The sequence below is a fragment of the Catenuloplanes nepalensis genome (genome assembly GCF_030811575.1).
GTDB lineage: Bacteria > Actinomycetota > Actinomycetes > Mycobacteriales > Micromonosporaceae > Catenuloplanes > Catenuloplanes nepalensis.
Genome location: NZ_JAUSRA010000001.1, coordinates 5,154,354 through 5,166,549, shown reverse-complemented (window position 1 = coordinate 5,166,549; position 12,196 = coordinate 5,154,354). Strand labels below are relative to the sequence as shown.

The following is a 12,196-nucleotide window of genomic DNA, read 5'->3' as shown; positions in this document are numbered from 1 at the left end:
AGATCTCGGGCAACAGGGTGCCCGGCCTGCCCTTCTCGAGGTGATCGATAAGAAAGCGTCATCTGCCGCATTCGGCACGCCCGAAATATCAGTATAAAAAAGCCGACGGATGACTACCGAAACGATCACGTGTCGCAAATCGTTGTTAAGGGCGCCGGATACCAACGATTTGCGACACGTGATCGACTTCAGGGGCACGCAGGGCCGGTTCTGATCTCTGATCGCGCGCCCCGCGCAGACCGCCGGCGCCTGGCTGCCCCGTATGCCGTCGACCACCCCTTGGGATGCGGATCATCGGCAGGGCCGCCACCCGCAACGACACCGCAGCCCAGGCGAGGGCGGCGCCCCCGGCGCCGACCATGCCGACCGAAGACCAAGCTGGCGGCCCTGCCGATGATCTGCTCGGGCTTGTCCTGGAAGACGGCATACGGGGCAGTCAGGCATACGACACCCAACCCATGCCACCCACGAAAAGACAGCGGGGCCGACGGACAGCGACCCCGCCGGTACCCGCGCCCTCCCCGGAGCCCGAGGCCCGCCGGAGGCTAAAAAGTAACCAAACAACGAGAAGCGCCACTCGCACGCCCTATTCGCTGGAGTTACTGAGCTTTCGCGGTCAGGGTGTGAGGCGCGGAAGGCGGCCGGGTGCTCAACGCCCGGATCTCGTCGATATGGAGGTCCGCTTCTGCGGAGCCGCTGACCTCGACGCCGAAGACTCGGTAAGACGTAGAGCGCCGAATGCCTTCCAGGGGAACACCGCCGGGTTGAACATCAGGCCCGCCCCCAGGCCACAAGTGCCTCGAACGGCGGCCGCGGCTCCTCCCCGGTCTCGATCCGGCGCACGCGGGCGGCCAGCGCGGTGTCCAGGCCCGCGCGCTGCGTCGGGCTCATCGCCCGATAGCCCGGATGCGTGATCACGAACGGCGAGAACTCCAGCAGGAACTCGTCAGCGGCCGGCAGCGCATAGCCCGCGGTGATAGGCGCGACCCGGACGTCGGTGAATCCGGCGCCGGTGAGTGCGGCGGTGAAGTCCGCGGGCGTGAGCGCCGGCAGGTTCACGGCCAGTTCGGGACTGGTCTCCCAGATGATCCGGGTGTACGGCGACATGTACGACCGGGCCCAGTGCACGATCGCGACGGTGCCGCCGGGCCGGACCACGCGGCGCATCTCGGTGAGCGCGCCCGGCCCGGCATACATCGCGGCCAGCACGGAGAACGCCGCGTCGAACGAGTCGTCGGGGTAGGGCAGCGCATTCGCGTCCGCCAGGTCGGTGCTGGCCAGCGGCAGCGCCGCCACCCGGCCCGTGAGGTAGGTGGTGGTCAGTGGCGCGATGTCGACGCCGACGACCTCCAGGCCGCGGGATGCCGCCGCGACGACCAGCGGTCCGGTGCCGGCGCCGACGTCCAGGATGCGCGCGCCGGCCGGCAGCGCGGCCTCGTCCAGTAGCCGGCCGGCGATCTCGCCGGTGGTGGGCTCGATCCACTTCACCGCGGCGGGCAGCATCGAGTCGTGGTGGTCGAGGTCGATCACGTGGTGCTCCAAACGCGAGGGGACTTGGAGTTCCGATCGAACCGGCCGGGGAACGGCCCGGCCATGCTCCGGCGTGCCGGAGACATACGATTGCTGACCGTGGACGTGGTGAGTGAGGCGATCGGCAGCGTGCGGGTCGGGCGCGCCGAGGCCTGCTGGGTCACCGGTGCCGGCGAGTGGGGGATGCGCTATCCCGGCCTGCCGGTCAGCGGGTTCCACGTGCTGATGCGCGGCGACGCCTGGCTGATCTCGGAGGACGACGCGCCGCGCGCGCTTGCTCCCGGCGACGTCGTGTTCACCGCGGCCGGCGCGCCGCACGGGCTCAGCCCGGCGCCGGTCCGGCTGGAGTCGCTGCCGCAGGCCGTGCTCGGCGGCGACGATCCGCGCGCGGCGGACGCGGACGTGGTCTTCCTCTGCGGGGCGTACTGGCTGACGCACGGGCGGGCGCACCCGTACCTGCGGTCGCTGCCGGGTGTCATGGCGATCTCGCCGCGCGAGCCGCGCGATCCGGCGCTGCGCGCGCTCGTCGGGCTGCTCGACGCGGAGGTCTCCGGTGCCGCACCGGGCGGCGAGGTGTCCCGGCCGGCGCTGCTCGACCTGCTGCTCACCCAGGTGCTGCGGGAGTGGCTGGCGCAGCATCCGGCGGAGGGCGGGGTGACCGATCCGGTGATCGCGGGCGTGGTCCGGCAGATCAGGGACAGTCCGGGGGAGCCATGGACCGTGCAGCGGCTCAGCGACCGGGCCGGGCTGCCGCGCCGCGAGTTCTCCCGCCGGTTCGCCGAGGTGACCGGGCTGGCGCCGCGTGCCTACCTGACCGAGGCGCGGCTCGCGCACGGTGCCCGGCTGCTCCGCGAGTCGGATGCGCCGCTCGCCGCGATCGCCCGCCGGGTCGGCTACTCGACGGAGTTCGCGTTCGGCGGTGCATTTCGCCGCGAATACGGCATATCGCCCGGCCGGTTCCGCCGGGAGTCGGCGTTGTGACGTCGATCGCCCGATAGCAGACGATCGCGCGGGAACGTGTAAGACTCGGGGGTAGCCCACCACGCGCTGGCGGGACTCGGTGAAATTCCGAACCGGCGGTGATCCGCTCCACCCGGAGCGGTCAGCCCGCGACCCGGACGAGCTCTCCACGAGCCCGGCCGGTGGACCTGGTGAGAATCCGGGGCCGACGGTTGACCAGGCCAATGCCGGCCACGGTCAGACAGTCCGGATGGGAGACAGCGCGCGGACGATCGATGCTGCCCTGACCAGGGTGTGTCGAGGGGTGCGGCTTGCCGTACCCGTGCGTCCCCGTCGTAACACCCCGCTGCGCGTGACATGACCGCGAGCGAGGGGAGATGGCCGCCATGGCTAGCCGGGCCGAGAACGAGGCGATGCGGCACGCGATCGCGCTCGCCGCGTTCGGTCTCGGGACCACCAGCCCCAACCCGGTGATGGGCTGCGTCATCCTGGACTCGCAGGAGCGGGTGGTCGGCGAGGGCTTCCACGCGTACGCCGGCGGGCCGCACGCGGAGATCGTGGCGCTGGCGCACGCGGGCGAGCGGGCGAAGAACGGCACGGCCGTGGTGACGCTGGAGTCCTGTGACAGCGTGGGTCAAACCGGTCCGTGCACCCGCGCGCTCATCCAGGCCGGCGTCCGCCGCGTGGTGATCGCGGTCTCCGATCCGAACCCGCTGGCCGGTCACGGCGCCGCGACGCTTCGCGACGCGGGCATCCAGGTCGAGCAGGGGGTACGCGAGGAGGAGGCCGCCGCCGGCAACGTGGCCTGGCTGACCGCGGTGCGCCGGGGCTGGCCCTACGTGACCTGGCGGGTCGCCTCCACGCTGGACGGCCGGACCGCCGCGGTCGACAACTCCTCCGAGTGGATCACCTCGGAGGCCGCGCGGATAGACGTGCACCAACTCCGCGGCGAGGCCGACGCGATCATCATCGGCGTCGGCACCGTGCTGGCCGACAACCCGCGGCTGACCGTCCGCAACGTCCGCGACGGCAGCCTGGCGATCCGCCAGTCGCTGCGCGTGGTGGTGGACGGCGACGGCGAGACCCCGGACGACGCACGCGTGCGCGACGGCCTGGCCGAGACCTGGATCGCGACCGCGGCCGAGGTCGGCACCGGCCCGGACGGCCTGGTCGACCTGCGCGCGCTGCTGCGCGGCCTGTACCAGCGGGGCGTGCGCGCGGCGCTGCTGGAGGGCGGTCCGACGCTGGCCGCCGGCTTCCTCTCCGCCGGGCTGGTCGACCGCGTGATCGGCTACATGGCGCCGAAGCTGCTCGGCGCGGGCCGCCCGTCGCTGTCCGGCAAGGAGCTGAGCAACGGCGTCGGCGTCGGCATCCTGCGCGAGCCGATCGACCTGGAGTTCACCGAGATCACGCTGGTCGGGCCGGACATCCGGTACACGGCCGTGCCGCGCTACCCGGCCCGGGTGCCGGAGCCGAGCCTCACGGCCCAGCTGACACCACAAGTACCGAAAAAAGCCGATATTTCAGCTGAAGAGCGCGCCAGCTCGGACATCATGCGCGGCGTGCCGATCCGCGGCGGCTCCACCAAGGAGAAGGGGGAAGACTAGCGATGTTCACCGGCATCGTGGAGGAACTCGGCGAGGTCGTCGACCTGGCCGGGACCAGCGAGGACTCGGCCCTGCTGACCGTGCGCGGCCCGCTGGTCAGCGAGGACGCGAAGCACGGCGACTCGATCTCGGTCAACGGCGTGTGTCTCACCGTGGTCGACTTCGGCGACGGGATCTTCACCGCGGACGTGATGGGTGAGACGCTGCGCCGCTCCAGCCTGGGCGGCCTGGCCAAGGGCCACCCGGTCAACCTGGAACGCGCGGCGCGGCTCGGCAGCCGGCTCGGCGGCCACCTGGTGCAGGGGCACGTGGACGGCGTGGGCCGGATCGAGAACCGGGAGCCCGCGGCGCAGTGGGAGACGGTCACGTTCAGCCTGCCGGAGCAGCTCAGCCGGTACGTGGTGGAGAAGGGCTCGATCACCATCGACGGCGTTTCGCTGACCGTGACGGCCGTGACCGAAAAGTCATTCTCTGTCGGATTAATCCCCACCACCCTGACGTTGACCACGCTCGGGCACAGGCGAATCGGCGATCCCGTGAACCTGGAGGTCGACGTGATCGCAAAATATGTCGAGAAGATGTTGAGGGACCCGCGATGACCAGTGGCTTTGGCACGGTGGAGGCGGCGGTGGCGGCGATCGCCGAGGGCCGCCCGGTCATCGTGGTGGACGACGAGGACCGCGAGAACGAGGGCGACCTGATCTTCGCGGCCGAGAAGGCGACGCCGGAGCTGGTCGCGTTCATGCGCCGCTGGACCTCGGGGTACATCTGCGCCCCGCTCACCGAGGAGGACGCGGACCGGCTCGAACTCCCGCCGATGTACCACACCAACCAGGACCGCCGGGGTACGGCGTACACCGTCACCGTGGACGCGCGCGAGGGCGTCTCCACCGGCATCTCCGCCGCGGACCGCGCGCACACGCTGCGCCTGCTCGCCGACCCGGAGACCGACCCGACCGCGCTGTCCCGGCCCGGCCACGTGGTGCCGCTGCGCGCGCTGCCCGGCGGCGTGCTGCGCCGGCCCGGCCACACCGAGGCCGCGATCGACCTGGCCCAGCTCGCCGGCCTGCACCCGGCCGGCGTTCTCTGCGAGATGGTCAACGACGACGGCACCATGATGCGCATGCCGGACCTGGAGGCGTTCGCGACCGAGCACGGGCTGGTGCTGATCAGCATCGCCGAGCTGATCGCGTACCGGCGGCGGCACGAGAAGCAGGTCGAGCGGGTCGCCGAGGCACGCATCCCGACGTCGCACGGCGTGTTCCGGGCGTTCGGCTACCGGGTCGCGTTCGACACCGCGGAGCACGTCGCGATGGTCTACGGCGAGATCGGCGACGGCGAGGACGTGCTGGTCCGGGTGCACTCCGAGTGCCTGACCGGGGACGTCTTCGGCTCGCAGCGCTGCGACTGCGGCCCGCAGCTGGACGCGTCGTTCGCCCGGGTCGCCAAGGAGGGCCGGGGCGTGGTGCTCTACGTCCGCGGCCACGAGGGGCGGGGCATCGGCCTGCTGCACAAGCTCCAGGCGTACCAGCTGCAGGATCGGGGTCTGGACACGGTGGACGCGAACCTGCAGCTGGGCCTGCCCGCGGACGCCCGCGACTACGGCACCGGCGCGCAGATCCTCTACGACCTGGGCGTGCGCACCATGACGCTGCTGACCAACAACCCGGCGAAGCGGGCCGGGCTGGAGGGCTACGGCCTGCAGATCGTCGGGCGCGAGGGCCTGCCGGTCCGCCCGCACCCGGAGAACGTCCGTTACCTGCGCACCAAGCGCGACCGGATGGGCCACACCTACGACGAGGCCGACGAGCAGATCCTCAACGGACTCGCCTGAGACCGGCTGAGACCGGCCCGCCCGAGACTGACCCGCCCGAGACTGAGGAGATCGCACACATGGCTGGATTCGGAGACCCGCACCTGAACACGGTCGAGGCCGGTGGCCTGAAGCTCGGCATCGTCGCGGCCCGCTGGCACCACGAGCTGGTCGACCACATGGTCACGCGCGCCGAGGCCGCGGCGGAGGCGTGCGGCGTGTCGGACGTGATCGTCTCCCGGGTGGCCGGTTCCGTGGAGATCCCGGTGGTCGCGCAGGCGCTCGCCGAGGTCTGCGACGCGGTGGTCGCGCTCGGCGTGGTCATCCGCGGCGAGACCTCCCACTACGAGTACGTCTGCGACTCGGTCACCAGCGGCCTGACCCGGGTCGCGCTGGACGCCCGCACGCCGGTCGGCCAGGGCGTGCTCACGGTCGAGTCGCTCGGCCAGGCCCGCGACCGGGCCGGGCTGGAGGACTCGATCGAGGACAAGGGCTGGGCCTCGACCGTGGCCGCGCTCGGCGCCGCGCTCGCGGTCCGCGAGATCCAGAAAGCCTAGAACCATCCGGGGGTACGCCCCGGAGCGTCTTCGCGAGGGTGTGACCGTGCCTCACGGTCACACCCTCGCGGCGCTGACCGCCGGTGTCGCTTTCCGGCGGGTGCGCCGGGTTTCGTGAGCGCCCCTCACGGGGACACAGACGACCATGAGGAGCTTGCGGGTACGGGTGGCGATGATCTCCGCGGCGGCACCGGCGCTGCTGCTGGCCGGGTGCGGCGGCGGCGCTTCCGAGGCGGCGGGGGCCTCCGGGTCCGCGGCGCCGGAGGTGTCGGCCGCCACTGCGGCGCCGAACCCGTCCGGGCCGGGCCGGTGCCACACCGCCGACCTGACCGTGACGATCAACGAGACCCGGGGCGGCGGCGCGGCCGGCCACCATGGAGAGACGCTCACGTTCACGAACGTGTCGGCGCAGGCGTGCACGCTGGAGGGCTACCCGGGCGTGTCGTTCGTGACCGGTGACGAGGGCACCCAGGTCGGCGCGGACTTCGCGCGCGAGGGCGAGCCGAAGAAGGTCACGCTGAAGCCCGGCGACTCGGCCCGCAGCGACCTGCTGCTGGCCGACCCGGGCGCGGCCAAGTGCAAGGCGACCGAGACGCGCGGCTTCCGGATCTTCCCGCCGGAGGAGACCGCGGCCATCTTCGTCTCCTCCCCGCAGCAGGCGTGCGAGGAGAAGGACAAGGGCGTCGGCAAGGTGCACCCGCTCGCGGCGTGATGTTCGTGGATGCCGGCGCCGCTGTGCGGCGCCGGCATCGCGCTGTCAGCGGTCCCTGAACCGCAGCAGGTGGAACTGGGTGAAGCTGTTGAAGTTGTCGTCCGCGACCAGCACCAGCGACCGGTCGCCGTTCGGCAGGCGCGGGCCCCAGGTGATGCCCTCGACGTTGTCTACCTGCGTGCCGGTCGCGTTCAGGTCCAGCAGCAGACGCTTCGGCATGACCCGCTCACGGCCGGTCAGCGCGTCCCGCCCGGCCGCGTTCGTGGCGCCACGGGTGGTGGTCCAGAAGACCTGGATGGTGAAGCCGACGCCGCCGGCGAAGCTGCGCTCGACCGCGAGGAAGTCGGTGTCGTTCAGCGCGAGCAGCTCGGTCAGGCCGCGGTCGGCGTACGGGTTGGCCGGGTCGGTCGGCGCGGCCGTGATCGGGTCGGTGCGGTAGACGTACTCCGCGCGGGTCCGGCCGGACGACCGGTCCAGCACCAGCACGCGCGCGCCGGTGCCCGCGGTGAGCGAGGCGATCGGGCCGTCCTGGGCCAGCGCGGCCTCGGTCGCCACGACGATCGACCGGCCGTCCGCGGAGAGCGTCAGCGACTCGAACGCCAGGTTGTTGCGCACGCCCCGGCCGGTGGCCGGCAGGTAGGCGGCCGGCAGCCGGTAGTCGCGGCGGAACGAGCCGTCCGCGGACGCCTCCCGGATCATCGGCGCGAGCCCGGTCGACGCCGCGCCCTCGCTGGTCCAGAGCAGCCGGTCCCGGCCCGCGAGCCGGACCGACTCCGGGTCGACCGTGCCGTTCGCGAACGGTGCGCCGTCCGTGTCCAGCACCGTGGTCACGTCGGTGACCTGCGGCGCCTTCGCGGAGAAGCCGGTGCGGTCCAGCGGGAGCCGCACCGTGTACCACCGGGCCGGGGCGAGCGCGGACCGGTCGTCGCTGATCGCGGTGAACGCCCCGGTGCGCGCGTCGTAGTCGATGCCGGACAGTCCGCCGAACGGGGTGCCCAGCTGGGTGGTGCCGGCCGGGATGGAGATCGTGTCGACCAGCGAGAGCCGGGGCAGACCGGTGCCGTGGCCGTGAGCGTGCGCCGCCTGCGGGACCGCCAGCAGCGCCGCGCCCGCGAGCGCGGTCACGGTGAGGAGCCTTCTGTGCTTCATGACTGCCAGTTCTGCCAGCCGGACATGAACTGGCGGTGCACACTGCGGACAATCGATGTGCACCGGCGCTTCACGTACCCCCTCTAGGTTGCTGTTGATCTTTACTGCTGCCTGGGGAGAGCGTCATGACGTTGCCGGAGTGGGCCGACCCGGCCGTGCCGGAGTCCGAGCTGGACGCGCAGGGCGTCTCCCGTCGCGGTCTGCTGCGCCGCGCCGGGCTGTTCGGGGTCGGTGCGGGGCTCTCCACCGTGGCTCTCGCCGCGCCGGCCAGCGCGTCTTCCGACGCGGACCCGGACCTCGCCTGGCTGGTCGGCGACCACCACGTGCACACGGTCTACAGCCACGACGCCAAGTACCGGCTGGCCGACCTGGCCCGGCGCGCGGCCCAGTTCGGCCTGGACTGGATGGTGTTCACCGAGCACAGCAACGTCGGGCACGCGGACGCCGGCGGCGCGATACGGCAGCGCGAGCAGATCCAGGCCGCGCGCGCGGAGAACCCACGCCTGCTGATCTTCCAGGGCCTCGAGTGGTACATCCCGGGAGCCGAGCACTGCACGGTCTTCACCGCGCCCGGCGACCACGAGGCCACGGTGCTGCGCGACTTCGAGAAGGCCTACGACGGCAAGCTCCTCGGCCGGACCGACGGCAATGCCGCGAACGAGGCGCTGGCCGCCGACGCGATCAGGTGGCTCGCCGCCCGCAAGCGCGCCGGCGAGGTGCCGGACGTGCTGGTCCTGGCGAACCACCCGTCCCGGCTCGGCATCGACTCCCCGCACGAGCTGCGCGCCTGGCGGGACGCGGCCCCGGACATCATGATCGGCATGGAGGGCGCGCCCGGCGCCCAGGGCGCCGCCATTCCCGGCCTGCGCGGCGCGGCCGGCATCCGCGGCGAGTACGAGAACAAGCCGTCCGCGCAGTCCTGGCCCGGATACCCCGCCGAGGCGTACGTGACCTACGGCGGCTTCGACTGGATGACCGCCACGGTCGGCGGCCTCTGGGACTCGATGCTCTCCGAGGGCAGACTGTTCACGATCACCAGCAACTCGGACAACCACCGCACCGTGTTCGACACGCTGCGCAACGGCGATTGGCCGGCCGGCCAGAACTTCGACAACACCGGTCAGCTCCCCGACCCGGTCGAGACCGGCACGGCCCAGCCCGGCAGCGACCTCTGGCCCGGCCAGTTCAGCCGCACCCACGTCGGCGTCACCGGCTACGGCCACCGCCAGATCATGGACGCGCTCCGGGCCGGCCGCGTCTGGGTCGACCACGGCCAGCTCGTCGACGGCCTCGACGTGCGCCTGGAGGCGGACGGCCGCCGCGTCACGCTCGGCGGCCGGCTCCGGGTGCGCCGGGGCGCACGCCTCACCCTGACGGTCACGGTCACGGCGTCGTCCCGCCCGAACTACCACGGCATCCTGCCGCGACTGGCCCACCTGGACGTGATCCGCGGCGCGGTCCGCCCCGGCATCGGCCGCGACGACTGGAGGGCACCGGACACGCGGGTCGTGCACACCGCGGACACCAGCCGCAAACGCGGCACCTACACGCTACGGATCCCGCTCGGCGCCGCCCACGAGTCCGGCTACCTGCGCCTGCGCGGCAGCGACGGCAACCACCACGCCCCCGGCCTGCTCGGCAAGACCATCGACCCGCACGGCCCCACCGCCCACACCCCCGGCAACGGCGACCCGTGGACCGACACCTGGCTCTACACCAACCCGATCTTCATCGACATCCGCTGACCAATCCCCGGCGTGACCGCCGGATCCGTGGCGGGCGCATCAAGACCGACGGCGACCGCGGTGGGTCCCGGCCGTCGGCTCGTCGGGAGAAGGAGCGTCGATGATGGCCAGCAGCTGTCGCACCAGATCCTGCACGCTCGTCCACGGGTTGCGGTCCAGCATGTTCGGATTGTTCTGGCGCTGCCGCCTGTCGAGCCGGCCGGCGTTGTCGAGCGCCGTTCCGCGGTGTGGCCAGACCTTGCCGAAAGTGAAGCCCTTGTCGCTGTAGTCGATAGGGAGACCACGGGCGATCGCGCGTGCACCCTCATTGCTGAGGTACGCCGCATGGAGCCGGAAAGTGGAGGATCAGCCACAGCTCGAAGCACGGGTGGGAGATCGCACATCGGATCCCGGCCCGATCGGCCCTGGCGACGGCTGCGTCCAAGCCGGCGTGTTGCTTCCCGTACGGCCCGGCCGATTCGATGTCGAAGACCGCCCAGGCGTGGTCGTAGTCGGGCTTGAGCTGCTCGGCTCGCTTGACGACCGTGAGCGGATCCGCACCGAGGCCGATGAAGGTGATCCGGGCCGTGGTCAGGCGGTACTCACGGCGTATGCCGTTGAAATACATGTCCTCGGTCTTCTCGCCCTCACACACGATGACGATCGTCTCCGCCTCGGTCGCGGTTCCCGCACGCCGGGACAGCGGCCGGCTGCTACGCGCCATGGCCGCTCGCATCCGTGGTGAGGCCTTCGAGCAGCTCTCGATCGAAGAACGGCACCGCACCGTACCGCCCACGGAGGTAGCGGCCTTCCACGTCATCGACTCCGTCGCGCACGCGGCCGTACTCGGTGAGCGGGTAGAGCGCCGTGGCACCGCCCGGGTCCTTCGCCGTCAGCCACACCTGATCCCGGCGCAGCCGGTGCTCGACATGCTTTCCGAGAAGGTTCACGTCGTGCCCGGTGAAGACCAGCTGTGCACCGCGTGGATTGGAGCGGCGATCCTGGAACAGGCCGACGAGCTGTGCCGTCAGCAACGGGTGGAGGTCGCATCCCAGGTCATCGATCACGAGCAGAGAGCCGCGGCGAAGACAGGTGATCGCGACCTCGCTCAGGCGCAACCAGGTCTGCGTCCCGGAGGACTCCCAGGACCAGGGCAGCAACTCGCCGCCGGCGTCCGTCGTCGCTTGATGCAGCAGCTCGAGCCGGGCGAACGTCGTCGTGTCCGCCGGCGTGCCCACCCGGCGTCCGCGACGTGGCCGGGCCGGGCCGGGCCCGCGATCCGCCTCCTCCGGCGTCTGCTCGACCAGGGCGGCACCTATCACGCCGATGTCGGCATAGCGGAGCATGGCCACCGCCTCGTCGTCGAGCGGCTGGTTGGGAGCCGTGTGCACGCCGCCGGTGGACATCCGGCTCCACGAGCTGAACCATGCGGCGACGGATCTCAGCTGGGGGTGGTTGTTCGCCGCCGCGGCGGACAGGAACAGGCTGTTCTCCCGGACGAGGTCGGCGATCGTCGCCTTCTGCCCGGTCAGGCTCGGACCGAAGCTCGTCGCCATGCCATGCCGTTCGAAAAGGGTGCTGCGTTTGCCCTTCGGCCAGTAGTACAGCCACTCCTCCTGGACGGCCGTGTCGTCGAGCCGGAACCCGAACTCGTAGCGCACGTCGTGGTGCGCGAAGTCGAAGACGAAGGTGCTCGGCGCCGTCCGGCTGACCGCGTCCAGCCGGAAGGGCCACCGGGGAATCGGTTCCTCGGGCAGCCAGTGCTGGTGCGACTCCACCACGACCGTCTGCGCGAAGTCCATGGCCTTGATGAGGTTCGACTTGCCCGCCGCGTTCGGCCCGAAGATCCCGGCCGCGGGCAGGATGCGCTCCCGCCCGAGTGGCATCTCCGTGGTCGCGAGATCGCGATGTTCATCAAGCGCGACCAGGGAGAGCTCCTGCTCATCCCTGATCGACGCATAGTTCGTGACGCGAAACCGGAGCAACACCGGGGCCCCCGGAGCTAGGGCGACTCAACGAGCACACTGTACCCGTTTACACCGCCGTTCCGTCAATTAGTGACGCAGGAGGGTGGTAAATACTAACGGTTTCGTGTTCGTGGGGTCGTCCACTGGTCAGGACGGCAGGGTCAGCCGATAGTTGAT

10 protein-coding genes, 1 pseudogene and 1 riboswitch are annotated in these 12,196 nt (G+C 71.4%); of the genes and pseudogenes, 7 read left to right on the top strand and 4 right to left on the bottom strand.

What is annotated here, in order from left to right; translation table 11 throughout:
* Nucleotides 1-771: 771 nt before the first annotated feature.
* Nucleotides 772-1,530 carry a class I SAM-dependent methyltransferase gene (locus tag J2S43_RS22495; protein WP_306832267.1) on the bottom strand — a complete coding sequence of 253 codons (759 nt, stop codon included), beginning with the start codon at nucleotides 1,528-1,530 and terminating at the stop codon, nucleotides 772-774.
* Nucleotides 1,531-1,629: 99 nt separating this feature from the next.
* Between J2S43_RS22495 and J2S43_RS22490 the strand changes: the two genes are divergently transcribed.
* From J2S43_RS22490 to J2S43_RS22465, 6 genes and pseudogenes are all read left to right on the top strand, one after another.
* The gene (locus J2S43_RS22490) at nucleotides 1,630-2,511 is read left to right on the top strand and encodes an AraC family transcriptional regulator (protein WP_306832265.1); all 882 of its coding nucleotides are present in this window, start codon (nucleotides 1,630-1,632) and stop codon (nucleotides 2,509-2,511) included.
* 61 nt (nucleotides 2,512-2,572) lie between these two features.
* A riboswitch (FMN riboswitch) is annotated at nucleotides 2,573-2,756 on the top strand.
* Nucleotides 2,757-2,876: 120 nt separating this feature from the next.
* Nucleotides 2,877-3,932, top strand: a pseudogene (gene ribD / locus J2S43_RS22485) (bifunctional diaminohydroxyphosphoribosylaminopyrimidine deaminase/5-amino-6-(5-phosphoribosylamino)uracil reductase RibD); the annotation flags it as partial.
* A 167-nt stretch (nucleotides 3,933-4,099) separates the two neighbouring features.
* Nucleotides 4,100-4,696 carry a riboflavin synthase gene (locus tag J2S43_RS22480; protein WP_306832263.1) on the top strand — a complete coding sequence of 199 codons (597 nt, stop codon included), beginning with the start codon at nucleotides 4,100-4,102 and terminating at the stop codon, nucleotides 4,694-4,696.
* Nucleotides 4,693-5,931 carry a bifunctional 3,4-dihydroxy-2-butanone-4-phosphate synthase/GTP cyclohydrolase II gene (locus tag J2S43_RS22475; RefSeq protein ID WP_306832261.1) on the top strand — a complete coding sequence of 413 codons (1,239 nt, stop codon included), beginning with the start codon at nucleotides 4,693-4,695 and terminating at the stop codon, nucleotides 5,929-5,931. Before J2S43_RS22480 ends, J2S43_RS22475 begins: the two co-directional genes overlap by 4 nt.
* A 59-nt stretch (nucleotides 5,932-5,990) precedes the next feature.
* Nucleotides 5,991-6,467, top strand: a complete 477-nt coding sequence (gene ribH, locus J2S43_RS22470) for a 6,7-dimethyl-8-ribityllumazine synthase (RefSeq protein WP_306832259.1) — start codon at nucleotides 5,991-5,993, stop codon at nucleotides 6,465-6,467.
* 145 nt (nucleotides 6,468-6,612) lie between these two features.
* A complete protein-coding gene (locus J2S43_RS22465) occupies nucleotides 6,613-7,179 on the top strand; it encodes a DUF4232 domain-containing protein (protein ID WP_306832257.1) in 567 nt (188 codons plus the stop codon).
* Between the two features lie 45 nt (nucleotides 7,180-7,224).
* On the opposite strand, the gene J2S43_RS22460 is transcribed toward J2S43_RS22465, so the two are convergent.
* Nucleotides 7,225-8,328, bottom strand: a complete 1,104-nt coding sequence (locus J2S43_RS22460; RefSeq protein ID WP_306832255.1) for an esterase-like activity of phytase family protein — start codon at nucleotides 8,326-8,328, stop codon at nucleotides 7,225-7,227.
* A gap of 125 nt (nucleotides 8,329-8,453) precedes the next feature.
* Here J2S43_RS22460 and J2S43_RS22455 point away from each other — a divergent pair, with 125 nt between their 5' ends.
* A complete protein-coding gene (locus tag J2S43_RS22455) occupies nucleotides 8,454-10,073 on the top strand; it encodes a PHP domain-containing protein (RefSeq protein ID WP_306832253.1) in 1,620 nt (539 codons plus the stop codon).
* Nucleotides 10,074-10,377: 304 nt separating this feature from the next.
* Here J2S43_RS22455 and J2S43_RS22450 read toward each other — a convergent pair whose 3' ends face one another.
* Together J2S43_RS22450 and J2S43_RS22445 are read right to left on the bottom strand one after the other, a co-directional pair.
* Nucleotides 10,378-10,707, bottom strand: a complete 330-nt coding sequence (locus J2S43_RS22450) for an RloB family protein (RefSeq protein ID WP_306832251.1) — start codon at nucleotides 10,705-10,707, stop codon at nucleotides 10,378-10,380.
* 58 nt (nucleotides 10,708-10,765) lie between these two features.
* A complete protein-coding gene (locus tag J2S43_RS22445) occupies nucleotides 10,766-12,040 on the bottom strand; it encodes an AAA family ATPase (protein ID WP_306832249.1) in 1,275 nt (424 codons plus the stop codon).
* Nucleotides 12,041-12,196: the final 156 nt, after the last annotated feature.

What these genes read in the sequence shown, in the direction of transcription:
- ribH (WP_306832259.1), top strand. Translation starts at nt 5,991, where the DNA reads ATGGCTGGATTCGGAGACCCGCACCTGAACACGGTCGAGGCCGGTGGC.
- J2S43_RS22455 (WP_306832253.1), top strand. Translation starts at nt 8,454, where the DNA reads ATGACGTTGCCGGAGTGGGCCGACCCGGCCGTGCCGGAGTCCGAGCTG.
- J2S43_RS22460 (WP_306832255.1), bottom strand. Translation starts at nt 8,328, where the DNA reads ATGAAGCACAGAAGGCTCCTCACCGTGACCGCGCTCGCGGGCGCGGCG.
- J2S43_RS22465 (WP_306832257.1), top strand. Translation starts at nt 6,613, where the DNA reads ATGAGGAGCTTGCGGGTACGGGTGGCGATGATCTCCGCGGCGGCACCG.
- J2S43_RS22480 (WP_306832263.1), top strand. Translation starts at nt 4,100, where the DNA reads ATGTTCACCGGCATCGTGGAGGAACTCGGCGAGGTCGTCGACCTGGCC.
- J2S43_RS22475 (WP_306832261.1), top strand. Translation starts at nt 4,693, where the DNA reads ATGACCAGTGGCTTTGGCACGGTGGAGGCGGCGGTGGCGGCGATCGCC.